This window comes from Paraburkholderia sp. 32 (assembly GCF_050435345.1).
GTDB classification, from domain to species: Bacteria; Pseudomonadota; Gammaproteobacteria; order Burkholderiales; family Burkholderiaceae; genus Paraburkholderia; species Paraburkholderia tuberum.
The window spans coordinates 797,332-820,785 of sequence record NZ_JBNDKD010000003.1; the positions used below are offsets into that span (position 1 = coordinate 797,332).

A 23,454-nucleotide genomic window follows, 5' to 3' on the forward strand; every position below is an offset into this window, starting at 1 on the left:
TGTCGCGCAAACGGTACAGGCTCTGGCCGCACCCTTGCAAAATGGGCGCAATTTTAACGGGTTATCGGCCCGTGTCTACCGAAAAATACGCGGTCGTCGGCCGCGCTTTATCCGCGCTGGGCACAGGCTGCGAGGGTTTCGTCGAGTCGCTGTTATCTGGTTGTCAGCTCGGCGTTGGCTCGCACCTGGGCGGTGCGCCGCTCTGGCGCGCGCGAGTGCCGGACGGTGCTTGCCGGCGCAGAGCCGCGTCGGCGTCCGGCGCGCCTTTCATGCGCCGCGGCGCCGCCACGACGGCTCGAATGCTCCTATCATGATCTTTTGATGCGTATTGCGCGACGTCGTCGCGCGATGGCCGGCCAGCCGCTGCGCGCGTGCGATGGGCATGTGACTTGCAACAGGATGCGTTTCCCACAAGCTCTGGCACGATGAACACCAATCCTTTCGCGATGCGTCCCAACCGGCGCCGGCGCCTGCCGGGCGAGCCGATGCGTCCCGCGCACTGGTTCTCGTTCCTCGGCGCCGGCGCGCTGATCGCGGTCGGCTATATCGATCCCGGCAACTGGGCGACCGCGCTCGGCGCCGGCGCGGGCTACGGCTACCGCCTGCTCGGCATCGTGCTGCTGTCGAGCCTGATGGGGATGCTGATGCAATGGCTGTCGTCGCGCCTCGGCGTCGTGACCGGGCGCGACCTCGCGCAATTGTGCCGCGAGCGCAATGGCCGGCGCGCGACGCTGTTCCTGTGGCTGACGAGCGAGGTCGCGATCATCGCCTGCGATGTCGCCGAGGTGGTCGGCAGCGCGGTCGCGCTGCAACTGCTGCTCGGCGTGTCGCTGACGGTCGGCGTGCTGATGTCGGCGGTCTGCACCTTCGCGCTGCTCGCGCTCCAGCAGAAAGGCGGCCGCAGGCTGGAGGCGGTGATCGCCGCGCTGATCGGCTTCGTCGGCCTGTGCTTCGTCGTGCAGCTCGCGCTCGCGCGGCCCGACTGGCACGCGGCGCTGGCCGGCACCGTGCCGAGCCTGGAGCTGATCAGAAGCGCGGGCATGCTGTGGCTAGCGGCCGGCATCGTCGGCGCGACGGTCATGCCGCACAACCTGTATCTGCATTCGGCGCTCGTCAAGCATCACGCGCCCGACAGCAGCGACGCGCAGATCAAGGCCGCGCTGCACGTCGTCAATCTCGATACTTTCGGCTCGCTTGCGTTCGCGTTCGTGATCAACGCGGCGCTGCTGATCGTCGCGGCGGCCGTGTTCTATGCCAGCGGTCATCGCGACGTGACCGATCTGGCCGATGCGCATCGGCTGATCGCGCCGCTCGTCGGCAGCCGCTGGGCCGGCATCCTGTTCGCGACGGCGCTGCTCGCGTGCGGACTCAGCGCGACCGTCACCGGCACGCTGGCCGGTCAGACGGTGATGGAGGGCTTCCTGCGGCTGCGGTTACCGCGCTGGAAACGCGCGCTGCTCACGCGTGCGCTCGCGATCGGGCCGGCCCTGCTCGCGGTGGGCGTGTTCGGTCAGCATGGCTCGAATCAGTTGCTGGTCGCGAGCCAGGTCGTGCTGAGCTTGCAATTGCCGCTCGCGGTCGTGCCGCTGATCCGCTGCGCGTCCGATGCGGCGCTGATGCGCGGCTGGCGCGTGCACGGCGTGCCGCTCGTGCTGTCATGGCTGTCGGCGGCGTTCATCATTGCGCTCAATGGCGCGCTGATGTGGCAACTGGCGACTTCGGCGTGATCGCAGACGCAAAGGTCAGCGCAATTGACATGAAGTTCGCACGACGCTGAGCGGCGCATGCAAGGCGCACGGCGCGCATCGGTTAACATAGCGGGACTTCGCCTCCCCGCCTCAAGGTTTCCGATGACTTCGAATCTCCACGATCTTCCCGACAGCCCGTGCATCGGCGTCTGCTCCACGCTCTTCGACGAGGTCTGTAAAGGCTGCGGCCGCACCGCCACCGAAGTGTCGAACTGGGTGTTCCTCAGCGACGAGGAAAAGCGCGCGATCTGGACTCGGATCGAACGGGAAGGCACGGCGATGCGGTTTCAGAACGACAAGGTGTGAGGGTGTTCGTTGCGCGCTTGAGCGTTGATGCCGGTTGCGGCCATAAAACATGCCGGGACCTCCCGGCATTTTTTATGGCCCACGTTTTCTGATGCGAGCATCAGAAGCGCATGCCGACGCCGACGATCAGCGGATCAATTGTCGGGCTGCGACCGAGGGTCGCGTTACGCAACGTGCTATACGTTGGACAGAGCCGGCTCGCGGCCATAGACGCTTCAGATCCCGACGCAACTGAACCTGAAAACGCCTCGCAAAACTTCGGCTACATGACCACCGCCAAGGACTTCGTTCAGTGCCTCGCAGAATGGCGCCGCATGGCGAACGTGTTCAATCCATGGTCCGAGACCGACGAGCGCGATCAGCCCGGCATCAACGCGCCGCGGATTCGCCAGCAACAACTTGCGGCCTACCTGCAAGCCCGCCAAAGGAGTGTCGAGATCATCCTGATTGCGGAGGCGCTGAGCTGCCGCGGCGGGCGTTTCACAGGCATCGCGATGACCTCCGAGCGGATTCTGCTTGGCAACGATACGAAGCTCAACAGCTTCGCCACGGGATCGGACCACAGCCCACTACCGGACTACCTCCCTGGCCCGGCAGCCCGCACCAGTTGCCGTGATGCGCTGTCTCGAATGACGGACCGCGACTACGGGGTCTATGAGAGAACCGCCTCGGTCGTCTGGCAGACGATGCTTGCCAATGGATTCGGACCGACTGAGTTTGCGCTATGGAATGCGTTCCCGTTTCATCCGTTCGCGGACGAAGATGCCCAGAGCAATCGCCGCCCAACGAATCACGAGCTACATGCGACGGGCCAGATTCTGGCCGACTTCATCAGCCTGTTCCCTCGAACCGTACGGTTCGTTGCGCTTGGGCGGGAAGCGGAAAGCGCGTTGCTCAGTCACCCAATGCGGCCTCTACACGAACTCGTGCGGCACCCTACGGCGAGAGCGGCGAAGCCTGCAAGCGAGGCGCTTCAAGGAAAGGTTCGCCATATGGCCAAGCTGGATGAGGTGATTCGACGGCTTGCGTCGAGCCGGCATTAGTCCGGTGCTTGTCGCGATCGAATCATTGAGCGGTCTTCACTGTGAACGCATGTTCGCCTGGGGCGCCGGCTAGCCACCAAAAGCAAAAAAGGCCCACGCCGGCAAACTGCCAGCGTGGGCCTTTGCGAATAGCTGAAGACCAGCAACCAGGCGCTTATTGCACGCCCTGACTCGTCAGGAAGTCCTCATAGTTGCCACCGAAGTCGTTCAGCGTGCCATTGGTCTTCACTTCGATGATCCGGTTCGCGAGGCCGCTCACGAACTCGCGGTCGTGCGACACGAAAATCAGCGTGCCGTCGAACTTGTCGAGCGCGATCTGCAGCGACTCGATCGACTCCATATCCATGTGGTTGGTCGGCTCGTCCATCAGCAGCACGTTGTGGCGGCCCAGCATCAGCTTGCCCCAGATCATGCGGCCCTTCTCGCCGCCCGACAGCACCTTGACCGACTTGCGGATGTCGTCCGCATTGAACAGCAGCCGGCCGAGCGTGCCGCGCACCATCTGCTCGTCGTCGCCTTCCTTGCGGTACTGGTCGATCCAGTCCATCAGCGTGACGTCGCCCGGAAACTCTTCGTACGTGTCTTGCGGCATGTAGCCGACGTTGGCGTTTTCCGCCCACTTCACCGTGCCGTGGTCGAGTTGCAGATTGCCGAGCAACGAGCGCAGCAGCGTGGTCTTGCCCGCACCGTTCTCGCCGATGATCGCGATGCGCTCGCCCGGCTGCACGCTGATGCTGAAGTTATTGAAGATCGAGCGCTCGTATTTCTTGGAGATACTGTCGGCGACCACCGCGATGTTGTGCAGCTTCTTCTCGAACTCGAAGCGGATGAACGGGTTCTGCCGCGACGACGGCTTGAATTCCTCGATCTTGATCTTGTCGATCATCTTCAGACGGCTGGTGGCCTGGCGCGCCTTCGACTTGTTCGCCGAGAAGCGGCGCACGAAGTCCTGCAGATCGGCCACGCGCTCCTTCGCCTTCGCGTTGGCGGCCTGCTGACGCTCGCGCGCCTGCGTGCTGGCGAGCATGTAGTCGTCGTAGTTGCCCGGATAGACCTTCAGCGTGCCGTAGTCCATGTCGGCCATGTGCGTGCAGACCTGGTTCAGGAAGTGCCGGTCGTGCGAGATGATGATCATCGTCGAGTTGTACTGGTTGAGAACATCTTCCAGCCAACGGATCGAGTTGATGTCGAGGTTGTTGGTCGGCTCATCCAGCAGCAGCACGTCCGGCTTCGAGAACAGCGCCTGCGCGAGCAGCACGCGCAGCTTCCAGCCGGGCGCCACGTTGCTCATCGGGCCGTTGTGGTCTTCGATCGCGATGCCGATGCCGAGCAGCAACTCGCCCGCGCGCGCTTCGGCCGTGTAGCCGTCGTACTCGGCGAACTTCGCTTCGAGTTCGGCCGCGTGCATGTAGTCGTCGTCGGTCGCGTCGGGGTTCGCGTAGATCGCGTCGCGCTCGGTCATCGCGGCCCACATTTCGGCGTGGCCCATCATCACGACGTCGAGCACGCGCACGTCTTCGTACGCGAACTGGTCCTGGCGCAGCTTGCCCAGACGCACGTTCGGCTCGAGCATCACGTTGCCCGAGCTGGGTTCGAGATCCGAACCGAGAATCTTCATGAAGGTGGATTTACCGCAGCCGTTCGCACCGATCAGGCCATAGCGATTCCCTCCCCCAAATTTGACCGAAATGTTCTCGAAGAGGGGCTTCGGCCCGAATTGCATGGTGATATTGGCAGTAGACAGCACAGCGCGTCCCTTTGAATGTGATATCGGCGAAAAACCCAATATTTTAGCAGGTTTAGAGATTTCAACCGGACAGTTGGTCCGGCGCGGCCCGCGTCACCCGTTCGAGCCGCCGCGCGGCGTCTGCAGAATGTCGATGAAGGCCGAAAAATCCGCGTCGGCGAGCCCCATCGCGGCACCCAGTCGCAGCAATTGCTGGACCGTCGACGCGACCGGCATCGGCGTGCCTGTCTCGTAGGCGCTCCCCCGCCGCGCCGTCCGCCCCCCGCCCGCCTCGCCGAAATCCGCCACCCGCCGCGCCAGCGCGCGCGGCGTATCGATGACGTGTGCGCCCTCGGCTCGCAAGGCCTCGGCCTTGGCTCGCGTGCGGTTCCACACATGCACGCTATGACCCGCGCGCAGCAGGCGCCGGATCATCGGCGCGCCCATCAGCGCCGGGGCCGCAAAAACCAGTTTCCACGTTCGAATCTCGTCGGTTATCAGATTGAATGGCTTATGTTGCGTACAGATGATAGCGACCGCGCCCCGCGCTGAAGTCGCGCGATACCGGGCATGCGATGTGCAGTATCGATGGTTCGAGCGGCGACGTCTGGTCCGCCGCGCAGGCGATTGCAGTGGCGAGGACGCATCTGTCCGTCGAACTGCGCGAACCGTTGCCTATACTTTTTTCCATGCACGTTTCCGAGCAGCGTTTTACTGACCAGCGGCGCACACCAAGGAGGAACTCATGTCAGAACACGTTTACAAGAAGATCGAACTGACCGGTTCGTCGAAGAAATCGATCGACGACGCGATCACCACCGCGATTGCCAAAGCGTCGGAAACGCTGCGCAATCTGCACTGGTTCGAGGTCACGGAAACGCGCGGCCAGATCGAGAACGGCAAGGTCGCGTACTGGCAGGTAACGCTGAAGGTCGGCCTGCGCATCGAGGACTGAGCGGCGACCGCACGACACGCTTGCCCCTTGCCACGCGCAAGCCGCAAACAGAAAAGCTGCGTCCAGGCGGGGCTGGACGCAGCTTTTTTTCAACAACGGACCGCCCGATTTACTTCGGCAGCGACCCGTCGACACCCTCCACGTACCAGTTCAGGCGCTGCAGTTCCGGATCGGTCAGCGTCTTGCCTTCAGGCACCTTCACCGTGCCCGACTGATCCTTGATCGGGCCCGTGAACACGTCGCGCTTGCCGCTCGCGAGTTCGTCGCGCTTCGCGGCAACCTGCTTCTGCCCATCGGGCGGAATCGCCGACGTGTTCAGGTCCTCGAGGTTGACGGCCTTCTGCGGAATGCCCCACCACACCGGAGCGTTCGTCCACTTGCCGTCGAGCACCTGCTGGATCACCGCGCTGTAGTACACGCCCCAGTGCGCGACCACCGAGCCGAGATGCGCGTCAGGACCGAACTTCTTCATGTCCGAATCCCAGCCGAACGCGTGCACGTGCTTCTCCGACGCGGTCGCGAGCGTCGCGCTCGAATCGGTGTTCTGCAGCAGCACGTCGGCGCCCTGGCCGATCAGCGTTTCGGCGGCCTGCTTTTCCTTGCCCGGATCGAACCAGCTGTTGATCCAGATCACCTTCGTATGCACCTTCGGATTCACCGAGCGCGCGCCGAGCGTGAACGCGTTGATGTTGCGCACCACTTCCGGAATCGGCACCGACGCGACGAAGCCGAGCGTGTTGCTCTTCGTCACGTAGCCCGCGGCGACGCCGGCCAGGTACGCGCCCTGATACATGCGCACGTCGTAGGTGCCGAAGTTCGGCGCCTTCTTGTAGCCGGTCGCGTGCAGGAAGATGGTGTCCGGGAAGTCCTTCGCGACCTTCAGCTCGAAGTCCTGGTAGCCAAAGCTCGTGCCGAAGATGATCTTGTTGCCCTTGTTCGCGAGATCGCGGAACACGCGCTCGGAGTCGGCCGATTCCGGCACGTTCTCGACGCGCGTGATCTTGATCCTGTTGCCGAACTTCGCTTCGGCTTCCCGCGAGCCCTGATCGTGCGCGAAGGTCCAGCCGGCATCGCCCGGATTGCCGAGATAGACGAACGCGACGCCCGGCACGTCAGCGGCCTGCGCGGTTTGCGCGAGCGGCGCCGCAAGCGCCAGCGACGCCGCACCCCAAGCGAAAGCGGTCAGCAGATTTCTTCTCTTCATGTTTTCTCCCCTGTCGTGATGAGCGAATAGTTTGAGCGGATCGATAAAGGACCTGTGTCGCCGTCAGCCCGCCGAGAAAAACGGCTTGCCGAGCGACGCGGGTGCATTCAGGCGAATCGTGTTCGGATTGCGCGAGATCAGCGCGAGCACGACGATCGTCGCGACGTACGGCAGCATCGCGAGGAACTGCGTCGGCACCGGCACACCGATCGCCTGCGCATAGAACTGCAGCCCCGTCACCGCGCCGAACAGCAGCGAGCCGATCAGCAGTCGCCCAGGGCGCCACGTCGCGAACACCACGAGCGCGAGCGCGATCCAGCCGCGGCCCGAGGTCAGGTTCTCCTGCCACAGGTGCAGATTGACGATCGAATAGTAGCCGCCCGCGAGCCCCGCCATGCCGCCGCCGAACGCGACCGCCCCATAGCGCACGCCGACCACCGGAAAGCCGACCGAATGCGCGACCTGCGGCGATTCGCCGACCGAGCGCAGCACGAGTCCCGCGCGCGTGCGATAGAGGAACCAGCCGATCGCGGCGAACATCAGGAACGCGAGGTAATCGAGCGGCGTAAGGGTAAACAGCGCGGGGCCGAGCACCGGGATGTTCGACAGGCCGGGGATCGTCCACGTATCGATCGTCGCGCGCACCGCCGCCGACGTGTACGGCTTGCCGACGTACGCGGACAGCCCGATGCCGAAGATCGTCAGCGACAGGCCGGTCGCGACCTGGTTGGCGAGCATCGTCAGCGTGAGGAACGCGAACAGCAGCGACATCGCGAGACCGGCGCCGATCGCGGCGAGCACGCCGAGCCACGGGCTGCCGGTGATCGACGTGACCGCGTAGCCGCTGACGGCGCCCATCAGCATCATCCCTTCCACGCCAAGATTGAGTACGCCCGATTTTTCGGCGACGAGTTCGCCGGCGCCCGCGAACATCAGCGGGATCGACGCGGTGATCGCGCTCGACGTGAGCGCGCTGGCTTGCTGGATATCCATATCGAGTCTGAAAGCGGATTGGCGAGCTGATTGGCAAACTTAACGAGCCACTGCTGCGGCCGAGCGGCGCCGCACGCGGTAGTTCACGAACAGGTCGGCGCCGAGCAGGCAGAACAGCAGCAGCCCCTGGAACACGCCCGAGAGCGCCTGCGGCAATTGCATCGAGGTCTGCACCGCTTCGCCGCCGAGATACAGCAACGCCATCAGCAGACTGGCGAGCACGATGCCGAGCGGATGCAGCCTGCCGACGAACACGACGATGATCGCGGTGAAGCCGTAGCCCGGCGACCACGTCGCCTGCAACTGGCCGATCGGACCGGCAATTTCGCCCATACCGGCGAGGCCCGCGAGGCCGCCGCTAATCAGCAGCGACGTCCAGATCGTCTTCTTGTCGGAGAAACCGGCGTAACGCGCGGCGAGCGGCGCAAGTCCGCCGACGTTCATCCGGTAGCCCGCGAAGCTCTTGCGCATGAACAGCCAGACGAGCGGAATCGCGATTAGCGTGAGGAACACGGACGCGTTCAGGCGCGTGCCACGCAGAAATTTCCAGTGCCAGTCGCCATACAGCGTCGGAAACAGCGCGTCGCCGCTGAACATCTCCGACAGCGGGAAGTTCATGCCCTGCGGATCGCGCCACGGGCCGCTCACGAGATAGATCAGCAGTTGCGTCGCGACGTACGTGAGCATCAGGCTCACGAGAATCTCGTTGGTATTGAAGCGGCTCTTCAGAAACGCGGGAATCGCGGCCCACGCCATGCCGCCGAGGATGCCGGCCGCCATCATGGTCGGCAGGATCCACCAGCCGCTCGCCTGATCGAAATAGATCGCGACGCCGCTCGCCGCGATGCCGCCGAGCAGCATCTGCCCTTCGGCGCCGATGTTCCACACGTTCGCGCGATAGCCGATCGCGAGACCGAGGCCGATCAGGCACAACGGCGACGCCTTCAGCAGCAGCTCCGACCAGCCGTTGATGCTCGACAGCGGCTCGATGAAAAACCCGTGCATCGCCTGCAACGGGTCGCGGCCGACGAGGCCGAAGATCAGGAAGCCGATCGCAAGCGTCAGCAACGCGGCGATCAGCGGCACGGCGAGCTGCATCGTGCGCGACGGCGACGTGCGGGCTTCGAGTCGATAGGGAAGCATCATGGGTAGCGTGTATTTGTTCGGGTTCTGTTCTTCAGGGTCCGCATTCGCGTGCGTGGTTAGCGTCCTGGCGTGGCCGGCGGGCAACGCCTCGCCTCATGCATGCGCCGGTTGATCCGCCGCGGGCGCCGCGCCCTCGCGGTCGCCGAACAGCCCCGCCATCCAGCGGCCGATTTCCTCGGCGTTGGTCGCACCGGTCGCGCGCACCGGCGAAAGCCGCCCACCCGCGAGCACCGCGATGCGATCGCAGATATCGAACAGCTCTTCCAGTTCCTCCGAGATCACCAGAATCGCAACGCCGCGCGCCGACAGATCGAGCAGTTGCTGACGGATGAACGCCGACGCGCCGACGTCGACGCCCCAAGTCGGCTGCGCGACCACGAGCACCTTCGGCGCCTGCAAAATCTCGCGGCCCATGATGTATTTCTGCAGATTGCCGCCCGACAGACTTTGCGCGAGCGCGTCGGGGCCGCCGCAGCGCACGTCGAACGCGTCGATGCAGCGCTTCGCGAATGCGCGCATCACAGCCGTTTTGATCCAGCCCGAGTTGACCATGCTCTGCCGATGCGCGGTGAGCAGCGCGTTGTCGGCAAGGCTCATCGCCGGCACCGCGCCGCGGCCGAGCCGCTCTTCGGGCACGAAGCCGAAGCCGAGCGCGCGCCGAGCGCCCGCGCCGAGGCGCGCGGCCGGTTTGCCGCAGATCGTGATCGCGTCGGCCGGCAGGCTGCGTTTTTCAACGCGCTTCTCGCCGGACAACGCCGCGAGCAGTTCCGCCTGCCCGTTGCCCGACACACCGGCAATGCCGAAGATCTCGCCCGCATGCACGCTGAACGACACGTCGCGCAACGAGGTGCCGAACGGATCGTCGCTCGCGACCGACAACTGCCTGACGTCGAGCAGCACCGCGCCCGGCTTGTGCTCGCGCCGCGTGTAGTCCGGCAGCGAGTGGCCGACCATCAACTGCGCGAGCGATGCATGCGTCTCGTTCTTCGGCGTCACATGGCCGGTCACGCGACCGCCGCGCATCACCGTCGCGGTGTCGCACAACTCCTGGATTTCGTCGAGCTTGTGGCTGATGTAGAGGATGCTGCAGCCCTCGGCCGCGAGCCGGCGCAGGGTCGTGAAGAGCTTGCGGACCGCCTGCGGCGTCAGCACCGAGGTCGGTTCGTCCATGATCAACAGACGCGGATTCTGCAGCAGGCAGCGCACGATTTCGACACGCTGCCGCTCACCGACGGTGAGGCTGTGGACATGCCGCTGCGGATCGATGTCGAGCCCGTAGTCGGCCGACACCTCGCGAATGCGTTTGGCCAACGTCTTCAGATCGAACGGTTCGTCGAGCGCGAGCGCGATGTTTTCGCCGACCGTCAGCGTCTCGAACAGCGAGAAGTGCTGGAACACCATGCCGACGCCGAGCTTGCGGGCGGCCGCCGGACTCGCGATCTCGACCGTCTCGCCTTCCCAACGGATCTCGCCGGCGTCGGGTCGCACGGCGCCGTAGATGATCTTCATCAGCGTGCTCTTGCCCGCGCCGTTCTCGCCGAGCACCGCGTGGATTTCGCCGGGCGCGACGACGAGCGTGACGTCGTCGTTGGCGCGCACGGCCGGGTACTGCTTCGTGATGCCCGTCAGCGCGAGCCGAGGCACCGCCTGGCCGGTGAGTTGCGCGCCGTCGCTAAGTGGAGTGTCGCTCATGAGATTCCGTAGTGCGTTCGTGACGCTGCTTGCCGCCGGCGGGCGATCCGTCACCACAACCGGATGACAATACCTAATTCGCCCCACTCAGTCGAGTTGACAAAATTCCCGCAAACCCCCGCCGCTACAAGCTCTGCGGGTATATCGCCCTTGACGCCGTTTTTCGTCCATATTAAAACGCATATACCCCCACGTTCGTTCGATCAGCCTGCACATATATTCGGAGAATCCATGAGCCAGCAACGCGAGGCGATCGACACGTACCTGCTGCGCGTGTTGCACACGCTACTGATGGAGCGCAGCGTCACCCGCGCCGCCGTCAAACTGAACCAGTCCCAACCCGCCATCAGCGCGGCGCTGCGCCGTCTGCGCGACATCACCGGCGACCCGCTGCTGGTGCGCGGCAAGTCCGGCATGGTGCCGACCGAGTACGGTCTGCGCCTGCTCGAACCGGTGCAGAACGCGCTGCGCGAAATCGAGCGCATCAAGTTCCAGCAGCACAACTTCGATCCGGCCACGTCGATCCGCTGCTACCGGATCGGCTGTCCCGACTACCTGAACGTGCTGTTCGTGCCGACGGTCGTCGAACGTTTCCGCAAGGCCGCACCGAACGCGACGCTCGAATTCCATTCGCTCGGCCCCGCGTTCGACTACGAACTCGCGCTCGAGGACGGCAAGCTCGACATCGTGGTCGGCAACTGGCCGGAGCCGCCCGAGCAGTTGCATCTGTCGAACCTGTTCGTCGATCAGATCGTGTGCCTGATGAGCAACACGCATCCGTTCGCCAAACGCGGCGGGCTCACGCTCGACCAGTACCTGAACGCGCCACATCTCGCGCCGACGCCGTATTCGGTCGGCCAGCGCGGCGCGATCGACGTGCATCTCGCGCGCGAGCGGCTCAAGCGCCATGTGGTCGTCACGTTGCCCTACTTCAATCTCGCGCCGTACGTGCTGATCAAATCCGATCTGATCTTCACGACGACGCGCCTCTTTGCCGACTACTACGCGAAGTTCCTGCCGCTGACCGTGGTGGCCGCGCCGCTCGACTTTCCGCCGATGCAGTACTACCAGCTGTGGCACGAGCGCGTGCATTACTCCGACGAAGTGCGCTGGCTGCGCGGCGTGGTTGGCGAGGCGACCCGGACGTTGATCGACAAGTCCTGACGCCGCATGCGGCGCCGTTCGCACTGGCGCCGCCGCTCACGGATCAGCGACTCGCGGCTTGCGCGCGGCGCGGCGCGAGTGCCGCCCGTTCCGCTCGAGCTCAAGCGGCCGCCTCGTAAAGCTGCCGCGCGAGCGCGTTATGCCGCTCGATCACCGGCCCGAGTTCGAGCGTCGCCAACTGCCCATTCTTCACCACCACCTTGCCGTCGATCACGCTATAGCTGACCTGCGACGGCGCGCAGAATACCAGCGCCGCCACCGGATCGTGCAGCGCGCCGGCAAAATGCGGCTCACGCAGATCGAACGCGACGAAATCCGCGGCCATGCCGGGCGCGAGCGCGCCGATGTCGTCGCGATTGAGCACGCGCGCACCACCCAGGGTCGCGATTTCGAGCGCCTCGCGCGCGGTCATCGCATCGGGCCCAAAACCGACGCGCTGCAGCAACAGCGCCTGGCGCACTTCGGCGACCATCTGCGCACCGTCGTTCGACGCCGAGCCGTCGACGCCGAGCCCGACCGGCACGCCCGCGAGCCGCATGCGCTTGACCGGCGCGATGCCCGACGCGAGCCGCATGTTCGAGCACGGACAGTGCGCGACGCCGGTGCCGGTGCGCGCGAACAGCGCGATGCCCGCGTCGTCGAGTTGCACGCAGTGCGCATGCCATACGTCATGACCGACCCAGCCGAGATCGTGCGCATACTCGGCCGGCGTCATGCCGAACTTCTCGCGGCTGTACTCGACGTCGTTGAGGTTCTCCGCCAGATGCGTATGCAGCGACACGCCGTACTGGCGCGCGAGCGCCGCCGATTCGCGCATCAGGTCGCGGCTCACCGAAAACGGCGAGCACGGCGCCACGACGACGCGCAGCATGGAGTAGCGCCCATCGTCGTGATACGTCTCGATCAGACGCTGCGTGTCCTTCAGGATGTCCGCTTCGCGCTCGACCACCGAATCGGGCGGCAGGCCGCCGTCCTTGCGTCCCACGCTCATGCTGCCGCGCGCCGCATGAAAGCGCATGCCGATTCGGCGCGCGGCCGCGATGCTGTCGTCGAGACGGCTGCCGTTCGGATAGATGTACAAATGGTCGCTCGACGTCGTGCAGCCCGACAGCAGCAGCTCGGCCATCGCGGTCAGCGTCGATACTTCGATCATGTCAGGCGTGAGGTTCGCCCACACCTTGTACAGGTTCGTGAGCCAGCCGAACAACTCGGCGTTCTGCGCGGCGGGAATCGCGCGCGTGAGGCTCTGGTACATGTGGTGATGCGTGTTGACGAGGCCCGGAATCACGAGATGGCCGTGCAGGTCGAGTACCTCGTCGGCCGATTGCGGCAGTTGCGCGGTCGGTCCGACCGCGACGATCCGGTTGTCCTCGATATACAGCCCGGCGTCGCGCAGTTCGCGCCGCTCGTCATCCATCGTGAGCAGCACGTCCGCGTGCTTCACGAGCATCGTTTTACCGGGTTGTTTCAGTGCTTCATTCATCGTCATTCGTCTGTCCGCCTGATTGCCTGCATGCAAAGCCGTTCGAACGCGATGCGGCGGCACGCCACCGTGCCGTCGCGTTCCGTTGAACGCCATTTGCCCGGTTACCCAGCGTGAGTCGCCGTCTTCGGGGTTGTCCGTGCCAAAGGCCTGCCTTTGCACGGGTGTGTCGCGCCGCACAGCGCTTACCTTCGGTAGCCAAAATCCCGCTGACAACCCGCGCGGTTGCGATACCCAACTTCACACCGCCAATATAGTGGTGCATTTTTGGCGCCGGTACGATCGGCCGATGAGCCGGCGCGGCTTTCGTCTGGCTGTCCATCATGCGCGAACTATTATCTTTCCTATCGCTCGCGCTCGGGACAGAGCATCCTTTCTACAATGGCTGCCACGGCGCTCGCTTCGATTCGCCGACGGGTATGTAGCCACTGACGTGGAGCCTCGATCCGCCGCAAACGTAATGGATCGGGCCGCCGCCGACACCTCGCATTCACACAAGGACAATTGCGAATGGGCAAGCTCACTACCCACGTGCTCGACACCGCGAACGGCCGTCCCGGCGCAGGCATCAAGGTCGAACTCTTCGCGCTCGCGGGCGACACGCGCCGCGCGCTCAAAACCACGCTCACCAATCACGACGGCCGCTGCGACGAGCCGCTGCTCGAAGGCGACGCGCTCGTCGCGGGCGAGTACGAGCTCGTGTTCGGCGCGGGCGACTACTTCGCGTCGCTCGGCACGAAGGTGCCGGAACCACGCTTCGTCGATCGCGTCGTGCTGCGCTTCGGCGTCGCCGATGCCGACGCGCACTATCACGTGCCGCTGCTGGTGTCGCCGTTTTCGTACAGCACGTATCGGGGCAGCTAGCCCTGCTGGATGCGAGCCGCGTCCGAACCGGCACGAATAGACCTGGACAGGCACAACGCCCCGCGATACCCATAACAACCCGCGCTGCGTCTTCTATCCGCAGTCGGCGCGATGACCGGCGAGGTCGAACGTCATCGCGCGCGCAACGAATCAGAAGTGGAGGAGTTTCATGGAAGGCTTTATCACCGACTGGTTGAACCTCGCGATTCGCTGGTTCCACGTCGTCGCCGCCATTGCATGGATCGGCGAATCGTTCTATTTCGTCGCGCTCGACAACAGCCTGAAGCCGCCGACCGATCCGAACCAGCGCCGTCGCGGCGTGTTCGGCGAGCTGTGGCACGTGCACGGCGGCGGCTTCTACAACATGCAGAAGTACACGGTCGCGCCGCCCGAAATGCCCGAAGACCTGCACTGGTCGAAATGGCCGTCGTACACGACGTGGCTGTCGGGCTTCGGTCTCTTTACCGTGCTGTATCTGTTCTCGCCGAGCACCTACCTGATCGACAGGAACGTGCTCGACATGGGGCCGGTGGTCGCCGTCGCCTCGGCGATCGGCTTCCTCGCGGCCGGCTGGATCGTCTACGACTCGCTGTGCCGCATTCTCGGCACACGCGACAAACTTCTCGGCATCTGCGTCGGCGTTTATGTGCTGATCGCGGCGTATCTCGCCTGCCATATCTTCGCGGGCCGCGCAGCGTATCTGATCATGGGCGCGATGCTCGCGACGATCATGTCGGCCAACGTGTTCTTCGTGATCATTCCGGGCCAGCGCAAGATGGTCGACGCGATGCTGAAGGGCGACACGCCGAACCCGATCTACGGTAAGCGCGGCAAGCAGCGCTCGGTGCACAACACGTATTTCACGCTGCCGGTCGTGTTCGCGATGCTGTCGAACCACTACGCGATGACCTACACGCATCCGTACAACTGGGCGGTGCTCGTCGTCATCATGCTGGCCGGCGCGCTGATCCGTCAGTTCTTCGTGATGCGCCATCGCGGCCAGGTGTTGTGGTATCTGCCGATCGTCGGCGTCGCGCTGATGTGCACGGCGCTCGTGTGGACCATGCCGCGTCCGGTGGTGCCGCAGGCGCAGGCCGCCAACGCGCCGACGCTGAAGGTCGCCGACATCGCGCCGGTGCTGCAGCAGCGCTGCGTGGCCTGCCACTCCGCGCATCCGACGATGATGGGCAGCGCGCCCGCCGGCGTGCTGATGGATACGCCCGACGAAATTTCGCAGAACGCGCAGCGCATTTACCAGCAGGCGGTCACGTTGAAGGCGATGCCGCTCGGCAACGTCACGCATATGACCGACGAGGAGCGGATGAAGATTGCCGCGTGGTTCGAAGGTGGCGCGGCGAAGTAAGGACCTCTGTCCGGATCACGGAGCCGGTGCCGAGGCAGAGGCTGGAGTGCGAAGCGGGCTTGTCGCGAGAGCGGCAAGCCCGTTGTTGTTTGGGAAGGTGACGTGCGGAATCTGTCGCCCTCGGGCTACAAAAATCGGCAAAAATACATAAAATGTAGCCTTGCAGACACAAATACGAGCAACCCTGTTGTGTCTCTTGGGCTACAATAAATGCCAAATACGCTGAATTTGACGCCCTGAGGCTACAAATGACCAACCTCGCCGATGTCTCGGACATGCTGAAAGCCGTGCGACGCGACAGCAAACTATCGCAGGAAGAACTTGGGCGCCGCGCGGGCGTGGCCCGCACGACCGTCGCGCGGATGGAAACGCTCGCCAGGAACGATATGAGCGTGTCCGTGCTCGTGCGCCTGCTCGAGGCTGCCGGTTACGACCTCAAGTTCGTCGCGCATGGACATGGCCGCACGCTGGAAGACATCCTCGCTGAACAGCGCAACCCGGACGCGCAGCCATGAAGCTCGACGTTCAGGTGCTAGGCAAGAACGTTGCCACGCTGTTTCGCGAGCGCGACGACTATGTCCTCAAATATCACGGCGATGCGAGCGCGGCCGACTTCGTCAGCCTGACGATGCCCGTGCGCGAAGAGCCTTGGCGCTGGCCACGCGACCTGCATCCGTTTTTCCGGCAGAACCTGCCCGAAGGCTATCTGCTGAATCTGATCCGCGAGCAATTCGGGCCCTTGCTCGACGGAACCGACCTGTCACTGCTCGCCGTCGTGGGCTCGATGGGGATCGGCCGGGTCACCGTGACGCCCGAAGGCGTGGCGCCGGGCGCCGAACTCCAGGCGCTCGACGTCCAGCACATCCTGCACGGCGACAACACCGCCGACCATTTCGCGCAACTCGTACGTGAATACGCGCGAGCGGCCATTTCGGGCGTCGTGCCGAAGTTCATCGCGCCGCAGGCGCAGTCTGCCGCATCGACACCGTTGCAGCTCGGTAAGCCGACGATTCGAACGAGCCGTCACATCGTCAAAGGTTCGGACGACAACACGCCCTTTCTCGGTTTCAACGAGTTCCATTCGATGCGGGTGCTGGAGCGGCTGGGGGTGGCGCACGTTGCGCGCACGCGGATGTCGGACGATGGCAGGGCGCTCGTCGTCGAGCGCTTCGATGTCGACGCGCAGGGACTGCCGGCGTATGGCGTCGAAGACTTGTGCGGTCTGCTCGGCTTGCCACCGCACGAAAAATACAATTCGACGAGCGAGAAAATGCTCAACGCGGCAAGAGCGTATCTGCTCGATCGCGACACCATGCGGATGCAACTCCAGCAGCTCGGCTGGCATTTGCTGACGAACTACGTCGTGCGCAATGCGGACTGCCACACCAAGAACGTCGCACTGTTCTATACCTCGGTCGACGACGTTGCGTTCACGCCCGTCTACGATGTCGTGACGACCCAGGCTTATCCGCGCTTCGCAGCCAATCCGCCCGGGCTGCCTGTCGACGGCCGCAAAACCTGGGCAGCCGGTAAAACGCTGGAACGATTTTTCAACACGCGCATGGGCATCGCCCCGCGGCAATATGCGCAGATGGTTGAAGCGCTGTGCGACTCCGCTGTCGACGTCGGCCACGAGTTGATCGAAGCAGCGCGCAACGAACCGCAGTGGCGTGCGCTCGCCAAGCAGATGCTGTATGCATGGGACGACGGCATGACATCGCTGCGCTCGCCGAAGAAAAGCCTGCAATTCAGGGGGCTCAAGCCGGCCATCGAAGCAGCGGGATTTTCGGCGCCGGAGCCGCCCGAACGGTCAAGGGAAGTCATTGGGCATTCGCCGCTGCTTGGCAGGCGCAAGTGATCGCCATCCATGCAAAAAAGCCCACGACGTAACGCACATCGCGGGCCTGTTCTTCGAACCACAACGCTGCCGGCGACCCGGCAGCTGCATCGCCATCAAACCGCCACCGCGCTCAGCGCATCTTCCGTGAGCCACAGCGACTCCGCCAGATCCTGCTCGTTCAGATTGAGCCCCTCGCCGCCACGATCGACGACGATAAAGTCGCTCGTCTCGCCCAATGCGATCAGCGGATGGTGCCACACGCCTTTCGCGTAGTTGACGCCCTGCCAGCCAGTGGTGACGAACGCGCGGATCTTCTTCGTGTCGAGTTCGCCCGCGGGCGCGACGACGACCAGATACGGCTTGTCGTTGAGCGGCACGAACGCCTGGCTGCCAAGCGGATGACGCTCGAGCATCTTCACTTCGAACGGCAGCGTGCGCGGCTGGCCACGAAACAGATTGACGAGCGTGCGGCCGTGCTCGTCGGCCACGTCGACTTTCGCGAGGTCGTGATAGCGGATCGTCGTGCCGAGGTTGATCGGAATCTGCTTCGCGCCTTCGAGTTCGATCACGTCGCCGAATGCGGCGAACGCCGCTTTCGTCAGCGCTTCGATGGCGAGCGTTTTCATTCGAGCGTACCCCACAGACGCAGACGCGACACGCCGCCGTCCGGATAGATGTTGAAGCGCACATGCGTAACGGGCCCGAGCGCCGCGATCTCGCTCTCGAAGAAATGCTGCTCGTCCATCTGCAGTTTCTGTTCGCCGAGCAGCACCGGCCAGAACATCGCCTGCGTGACGAGCGAGCTGTCGGTCCCGCCCTTCACGTACGCGGCCTGGATCGAACAGCGATCCGGATAATTGCCCTTGAAGTGCGCGGTGTCGACTTCGATCTTGCGGATCACGCCCGGCTGCGCGAGCGCGATGATCGCCCAGTCGTTGCCCGGCTCGCGACGACGACGCGTTTCCCAGCCGTCGCCCATATTCACGCCGCGCCCCGGCATCAGCAGCGTCGAGGCCGCGCCGAAGTGCTGGTTGTTCGCGCCGACCAGATACGCGCCGTTTTCCATCGCCGCGAGATCGAACTGCTCGGTGCGGCTCGCGCCGGCCCAGTCAACCTGCGGCTGACCGTAAACACGCAGACGCGCGATGCCGCCGTCCGGATAGATGTTCACGCGCAGATGCGTGTACGCGCTCGCGTCGCCGACTTCGAGGTAGTGGTGGCTATTGCCCTGCAAGGTGGTCGACGGCACGAGCTCGGTCCATTGCGTCGCCTGATTCGGCTCGCCATCCGCAACGCGCGCCGCTTCCACCGACGCCGCCGGCGGGAAGTTGCCGGTGAAGTGGCTCGTGTCGAGGTCGAGTCCCTTGATCACGCCGGGCCGCGCGAGCTTGACGATGCACCAGTCGTAGCCGGTCGTGCGCTTGCGACGCGTTTCCCAGCCGTCCATCCACTTGCCGTTGTCGTCGTACTTGCCCGGAATGAAGACGGCCGGTTCCGGATTCAGCATGCGGTCCTTCGGCGCGAAGAATTCGTCGCTGGCCTCGAGCGCCTGCGCGCCCAGACGCGGGTCCGCCAGGTTCACGTAACGGCGCGTGAATTCCGGTGCGTTGGGGTCGAGAATCGGAAGTGCCATCTTTGTCGTCCTTGAGATCGATTGGTGCGGGAAAAACGTTACGGCTCGCTGCGTGACGCAGTGCGCGTCACGCGCCGATCAGGTCGTCGAGCCGCAAACGTGCAATGCGATAGATCTGATCGAGGCTCGCGCGCAGTTCGTCGGCGCGGCTGTTGTTCACGCGCGATTCGAAGTTCGCGATGATGCCGTGGCGGTCGTAGCCGCGCACCGCGAGAATGAACGGAAAACCGAATTTCTCGCGATACGCTTGATTGAGCGCATGCAGCTTGTCGAACTCTTCCTGCGTGCATTGCGCGAGACCCGCGCCGCTTTGCTCGCGCGTCGACTCGGCGGTCAGCTCGCCGCGCACCGCGGCCTTGCCGGCCAGCTCCGGGTGCGCGTTGATCAGCGCGAGCTGCTTGTCCTCGCCAGACGTTTCGACGATCTGCGACATCCTGCGATGCAGCTCGTCGATGCTCGCGAACGGCCGCTCCCGCGCCGCAATCTCCGCGACCCACGGCGAGTGCTCGAAGATGCCCGACAGCGCCGCGACGAACGCGTCGGTCGAGATCCTGTTGAGTTGGTCCAGGGTGTATTGCATCGCCTTCATGCCGCAGCCTCGCGGTTGTCTTGCTGGTAAGGATGAGTTTCGTGCCAGTGCCGGGCGATATCGACGCGCCGCGACACCCATACGCGATCGTGTTGTTCGATGTGATCGAGAAAGCGCTGCAGCGCCCGGAAACGCCCCGGCCGCCCGAGCAGCCGGCAGTGCATGCCGATCGACAGCATCTTCGGCACTTCGTCGCCCTCTTCGTACAGCACGTCGAATGCGTCGCGCAGGTAGGTGAAGAAGTGGTCCGCGGTGTTGAAGCCTTGCGGGGTGGCGAAGCGCATGTCGTTGGTGTCGAGCGTGTACGGCACGATCAGTTGCGGCACGGTCTTGCCGCCCGCCACCTCGACGTCCATCCAGAACGGCAGGTCGTCGCCGTAGTAATCGGAGTCGTACAGGAAGCCGCCGTATTCGGCGACCAGCCGATGGGTATTCGGACTGTCGCGGCCGGTGTACCAGCCGAGCGGCCGCACGCCGGTCACGCGCTCGATCGCCTCCATGCCGAGGCGCATGTGCTGCGCTTCCTGCTCCGGCGACATGTCCTGATAGTGAATCCAGCGATAGCCGTGGCACGCGATCTCATGTCCGAGTTCGACGAACGCCCGCGCAACTTCTGGATGCCGTTCGATCGCCATGCCGACGCCGAACACCGTCAGCGGCAGGTCGCGCCTTTCGAATTCGCGCAGGATGCGCCATACGCCCGCGCGCGAGCCGTATTCGTAGATCGACTCCATGCTCATGTGCCGCGCCGGATACGCCGCCGCGCCCACGATCTCCGACAGGAACTGCTCGGAAGCGGGATCGCCGTGCAGCACGCAGTTTTCGCCGCCCTCTTCGTAATTGAGGACGAATTGCACCGCAAGGCGCGCTCGCCCCGGCCAGTTCGGATGCACCGGGTGGCGGCCGTAGCCGATCAGATCGCGCGGGTAGTTCGGGTCGAGTGGCATGGTTTGACGGATGCGTAGTGACGGGACCAGGAATGCGCGTGAACGCGGTTCGAAACCCCTCGGCAACGGTGCGGGGTTCACACGTGTAGCCACGCAACGGGCGGCTTCGGCGGCTGCGGAAACCGCAGCGCCGAGTTGACCCAGTGTAGCGAAAACACCCCGGTGCGCCCATACAGCCGGGCAGATAGTGCGTGTTACAGCGAGTGTATGTGCGTGTCCGCCGACTCGGCGTTTACCCGCAGCGGACCGGGGCTGAACGACGCGAGCGCGCCGTCGTAGCGCTTCGCGAGCGGCCGCGCGTAGTCGCCGCGCTTGGCCGTCGCGAGACGCAGCGTCACCAGCGCCTCGGTCCATTTGACGGCCGCCGTCACGCCTTCGATCACCGGCGCGCCGAGCGCATCCTCGATCTCCGCGCACAGTTCGGCCATGCCCGCGCAGCCGAGCACGATCGCGTCCGAGCCGTCCTCGGCGAGCGCGCGCCGGCATTCGTCGAGGATGATGCGGCGCGCCGCCGAGCCCGGCTGGTCGAGATCGAGCACGGCGACGTCGGTCGCACGCACGTTGCGGCAGAAGCGCTTCATGCCGTAGCGCTCGGCCAGATGCCAGGCCATGCCGCAGGTGCGCGCGAGCGTCGTCACGACCGAAAAGCCCGGCGCGAGCACGCTCGCCGCGTGCATCGCCGCCTCGGCGATGCCGATCACCGGGCCGCGCGCCAACTCGCGGGCCGCATAGAGACCGGGGTCGCCGAAGCACGCGATCACGTAGCCGTCGCAGCCGTCCAGTTCGCCGGCCGCGACTTCGGCGAGCAGACCGGGCGTGGCGAGCGCTTCGTCGTAATAGCCCTCGATCGACGGCGGCCCCATCGTCGGATTGACGGCGATCACTTCGGTGCCGGGCGCGGCGACGTCGCGCGCGCAGCGCCCCATCGCCTCGGTCATGCGGCGCGTCGTGTTCGGATTGATCAGTTTGATACGCATGGCGACTCCTGTTCGACTCGTTATTGCAGCGACGAAAGCCCGTGAAACTCAGCGTGCGAGCATCCGGTAAAACAGCATGCCGAGTCCCGCGCCGATGAACCACGAGAAATTCGCGCAGCCGTCGAGCCCCGGCACCATCACGCAGATCACCGCGATCAGCGCGGCCGGCAGCAACGCGGCCACTGCGCGATAGTTGACGCCGTTGCGATACCAGTACGAGCCGCTCGGCGCGACCGTGTACAGATCGTCGAGCACGATCTTCTGACGCTTGACGAGGTAGAAGTCGACGATCAGGACGCCGTACAAAGGCCCGATGAAGCTGCCGAGCACGTCGAGCGTGTAGTGGATCACGGCCGGATTGTTGAACAGGTTCCACGGCGTGATGAACACCGACGCGACCGCCGCGAGCATGCCGCCCGCGCGCCAGCTGATCAGACGCGGTGCAACGTTCGAGAAGTCGAAGGCCGGCGACACGAAGTTCGCGACGATGTTGATGCCGATCGTCGCGATCGTGAAGGTCAGCGCGCCGAGAATCACGGCCATCGGATAGTCGATGCGGCCCACCGTCTCGACCGGGTCCGTAATCAGTTCGCCGAACACCGGCAGCGTGGCCGCGGTCGTGATCACCGTGACGAGCGAGAACGCGAGGAAGTTGATCGGCAGGCCCCAGAAGTTGCCGCGCTTGACGCTGCGAAAGCTCCTGCCGTAGCGCGAGAAGTCACCGAAATTCAGCATCGGTCCGGAGAAGTACGACACCACCAGCGAGATCGCCGTGATCATCACCGGTACCACTTCCATGCCGTGATATTTGACGCCGCCGAGGTTGATGCCGATGTTGCGCCAACCCGCGCGATACACCATGTAGCCGGCGAGAATGAACATCACGACGTAGACGGCTGGCCCGGCAAAGTCGATGAACTTCTTGATGGTCTCCATGCCGTGCCAGAACACCAGCGCCTGCAGTACCCACAGCAGCATGAAGCCCGCCCAGCCGAGCGTCGACAGACCGAGCAGACCATGCCGATGCACGTCCGCATACGGCAGCAGTTGCGGCACGAACTTCAGCACGACGATCACGAGCGCGCTCGACGCGAGATAGGTCTGGATGCCGTACCACGCGACCGCGATCAGGCCGCGGATCACTGCGGGGACATTCGCGCCGAGCACGCCGAAGGTCGCGCGGCACGCGACTGGATACGGCACGCCGTTCAGTTGGCTCGGCTTCGCGATCAGGTTGCACAGCACGTTCACGAGCGTGATGCCGATCAGCAGCGACACCAGCACCTGCCAGCTCGTCAGGCCGAGCGCGAACAGACTCCCCGCGAATACATAGCCACCCACGCTATGCACGTCCGACATCCAGAACGCGAAGATGTTGTACGCGCTCCAGTTCTGCGCGCGCAGCGGCGCGAGGTCCTCGTTGTAGAGCCGCTCGCTGTAGCCGGCCGGCATCGACGGATCGGTTTGAGCCGTGCCGTCCGGATAGTTGGAGATGGGGTGACTGCCTGGCGCTGCACTGAACTGAGCCATGATTCCTCCTTTGGATAGGGACCGTCGAAAGAGCATCGACGGACATTGCATCGGCCATGCCAGTTGCTCGCTTCTCGTCCCGCGTGGGTCGAAGAAGTCGGCGTCGTGGTCCCGGACCGTGCCGCGCGTGTCTCCGTACTGACGTACTTGTGGTTGTCGCATCGCCAGCCGCCGCGGCTTTCCGGCGATGCGTCGCTACCCGAGCTCCGTCGTCTCGCGGCGGACGTGCGTGTTCAGGCCGGCGGCGCTCA

21 protein-coding genes and 1 pseudogene are annotated in these 23,454 nt (G+C 64.5%); 9 read left to right on the forward strand and 13 right to left on the reverse strand.

What is annotated here, in order from left to right; all coding sequences use genetic code 11:
- Positions 1-425 precede the first annotated feature (425 nt).
- The 3 genes from OKW26_RS26370 to OKW26_RS26380 all read left to right on the forward strand — a co-directional run bounded on the left by OKW26_RS26370 (position 426) and on the right by OKW26_RS26380 (position 3,097).
- Positions 426-1,727, forward strand: coding sequence for an Nramp family divalent metal transporter (locus OKW26_RS26370; protein WP_184056796.1), 1,302 nt, complete (start codon positions 426-428; stop codon positions 1,725-1,727).
- A gap of 123 nt (positions 1,728-1,850) precedes the next feature.
- Positions 1,851-2,054, forward strand: coding sequence for a DUF1289 domain-containing protein (locus OKW26_RS26375; RefSeq protein ID WP_090800501.1), 204 nt, complete (start codon positions 1,851-1,853; stop codon positions 2,052-2,054).
- 110 nt (positions 2,055-2,164) lie between these two features.
- The gene (locus OKW26_RS26380) at positions 2,165-3,097 is read left to right on the forward strand and encodes a uracil-DNA glycosylase (RefSeq protein WP_260320944.1); all 933 of its coding nucleotides are present in this window, start codon (positions 2,165-2,167) and stop codon (positions 3,095-3,097) included.
- A gap of 154 nt (positions 3,098-3,251) precedes the next feature.
- On the opposite strand, the gene OKW26_RS26385 is transcribed toward OKW26_RS26380, so the two are convergent.
- Together OKW26_RS26385 and OKW26_RS26390 are read right to left on the reverse strand one after the other, a co-directional pair.
- Positions 3,252-4,844, reverse strand: a complete 1,593-nt coding sequence (locus OKW26_RS26385) for an ABC-F family ATPase (RefSeq protein ID WP_090800503.1) — start codon at positions 4,842-4,844, stop codon at positions 3,252-3,254.
- Between the two features lie 285 nt (positions 4,845-5,129).
- Positions 5,130-5,301, reverse strand: a pseudogene (locus tag OKW26_RS26390) (NAD(P)-binding domain-containing protein); the annotation flags it as partial.
- Positions 5,302-5,568: 267 nt separating this feature from the next.
- Between OKW26_RS26390 and OKW26_RS26395 the strand changes: the two are divergent.
- Complete coding sequence (locus OKW26_RS26395; RefSeq protein ID WP_018435559.1) at positions 5,569-5,778, forward strand: dodecin; 210 nt, start codon at positions 5,569-5,571, stop codon at positions 5,776-5,778.
- A gap of 109 nt (positions 5,779-5,887) precedes the next feature.
- Here the strand turns inward: OKW26_RS26395 and OKW26_RS26400 are convergent, their stop codons facing one another.
- The 4 genes from OKW26_RS26400 to OKW26_RS26415 form a co-directional block, all read right to left on the reverse strand.
- Positions 5,888-6,982: a BMP family ABC transporter substrate-binding protein gene (locus OKW26_RS26400; RefSeq protein ID WP_429355686.1), complete on the reverse strand. Its 1,095-nt coding sequence runs from the start codon at positions 6,980-6,982 to the stop codon at positions 5,888-5,890.
- 63 nt (positions 6,983-7,045) lie between these two features.
- Positions 7,046-7,975, reverse strand: coding sequence for an ABC transporter permease (locus OKW26_RS26405; RefSeq protein WP_090800507.1), 930 nt, complete (start codon positions 7,973-7,975; stop codon positions 7,046-7,048).
- A gap of 39 nt (positions 7,976-8,014) precedes the next feature.
- Positions 8,015-9,121, reverse strand: a complete 1,107-nt coding sequence (locus tag OKW26_RS26410; RefSeq protein WP_090805345.1) for an ABC transporter permease — start codon at positions 9,119-9,121, stop codon at positions 8,015-8,017.
- Between the two features lie 93 nt (positions 9,122-9,214).
- Positions 9,215-10,813: an ABC transporter ATP-binding protein gene (locus tag OKW26_RS26415; RefSeq protein WP_429355687.1), complete on the reverse strand. Its 1,599-nt coding sequence runs from the start codon at positions 10,811-10,813 to the stop codon at positions 9,215-9,217.
- A gap of 231 nt (positions 10,814-11,044) precedes the next feature.
- Here OKW26_RS26415 and OKW26_RS26420 point away from each other — a divergent pair, with 231 nt between their 5' ends.
- Complete coding sequence (locus OKW26_RS26420) at positions 11,045-11,977, forward strand: LysR substrate-binding domain-containing protein (RefSeq protein WP_187610505.1); 933 nt, start codon at positions 11,045-11,047, stop codon at positions 11,975-11,977.
- A gap of 100 nt (positions 11,978-12,077) precedes the next feature.
- On the opposite strand, the gene OKW26_RS26425 is transcribed toward OKW26_RS26420, so the two are convergent.
- Entirely contained in the window at positions 12,078-13,427 is a 1,350-nt protein-coding gene (locus OKW26_RS26425; RefSeq protein WP_429357132.1) for an 8-oxoguanine deaminase, read from the reverse strand.
- Positions 13,428-13,970: 543 nt separating this feature from the next.
- Between OKW26_RS26425 and uraH the strand changes: the two genes are divergently transcribed.
- The 4 genes from uraH (at position 13,971) to OKW26_RS26445 (ending at position 17,545) form a co-directional block, all read left to right on the forward strand.
- Positions 13,971-14,324 (forward strand): hydroxyisourate hydrolase, encoded by a 354-nt coding sequence (uraH, locus tag OKW26_RS26430; RefSeq protein ID WP_090800513.1) that lies wholly within the window; start codon positions 13,971-13,973, stop codon positions 14,322-14,324.
- Positions 14,325-14,493: 169 nt separating this feature from the next.
- Positions 14,494-15,687: a urate hydroxylase PuuD gene (locus OKW26_RS26435; RefSeq protein WP_429355688.1), complete on the forward strand. Its 1,194-nt coding sequence runs from the start codon at positions 14,494-14,496 to the stop codon at positions 15,685-15,687.
- A 248-nt stretch (positions 15,688-15,935) separates the two neighbouring features.
- Complete coding sequence (locus OKW26_RS26440) at positions 15,936-16,202, forward strand: helix-turn-helix domain-containing protein (protein WP_184056811.1); 267 nt, start codon at positions 15,936-15,938, stop codon at positions 16,200-16,202.
- Positions 16,199-17,545, forward strand: coding sequence for a type II toxin-antitoxin system HipA family toxin (locus OKW26_RS26445; RefSeq protein WP_429355689.1), 1,347 nt, complete (start codon positions 16,199-16,201; stop codon positions 17,543-17,545). Before OKW26_RS26440 ends, OKW26_RS26445 begins: the two co-directional genes overlap by 4 nt.
- Positions 17,546-17,640: 95 nt before the next feature.
- Here the strand turns inward: OKW26_RS26445 and OKW26_RS26450 are convergent, their stop codons facing one another.
- From OKW26_RS26450 to OKW26_RS26475, 6 genes are all read right to left on the reverse strand, one after another.
- The gene (locus OKW26_RS26450; RefSeq protein WP_429334747.1) at positions 17,641-18,153 is read right to left on the reverse strand and encodes an ureidoglycolate lyase; all 513 of its coding nucleotides are present in this window, start codon (positions 18,151-18,153) and stop codon (positions 17,641-17,643) included.
- A complete protein-coding gene (gene alc, locus OKW26_RS26455) occupies positions 18,150-19,160 on the reverse strand; it encodes an allantoicase (protein WP_429355690.1) in 1,011 nt (336 codons plus the stop codon). Before alc ends, OKW26_RS26450 begins: the two co-directional genes overlap by 4 nt.
- Positions 19,161-19,227: 67 nt before the next feature.
- Positions 19,228-19,749 (reverse strand): 2-oxo-4-hydroxy-4-carboxy-5-ureidoimidazoline decarboxylase, encoded by a 522-nt coding sequence (gene uraD / locus OKW26_RS26460; protein ID WP_429355691.1) that lies wholly within the window; start codon positions 19,747-19,749, stop codon positions 19,228-19,230.
- A complete protein-coding gene (gene puuE, locus OKW26_RS26465) occupies positions 19,746-20,696 on the reverse strand; it encodes an allantoinase PuuE (protein ID WP_429355692.1) in 951 nt (316 codons plus the stop codon). The genes uraD and puuE overlap by 4 nt, the downstream gene beginning before the upstream one ends.
- A 194-nt stretch (positions 20,697-20,890) precedes the next feature.
- Positions 20,891-21,673, reverse strand: a complete 783-nt coding sequence (locus tag OKW26_RS26470) for an aspartate/glutamate racemase family protein (protein WP_429355693.1) — start codon at positions 21,671-21,673, stop codon at positions 20,891-20,893.
- Between the two features lie 48 nt (positions 21,674-21,721).
- Positions 21,722-23,203 (reverse strand): NCS1 family nucleobase:cation symporter-1, encoded by a 1,482-nt coding sequence (locus OKW26_RS26475; RefSeq protein ID WP_429355694.1) that lies wholly within the window; start codon positions 23,201-23,203, stop codon positions 21,722-21,724.
- Positions 23,204-23,454: the final 251 nt, after the last annotated feature.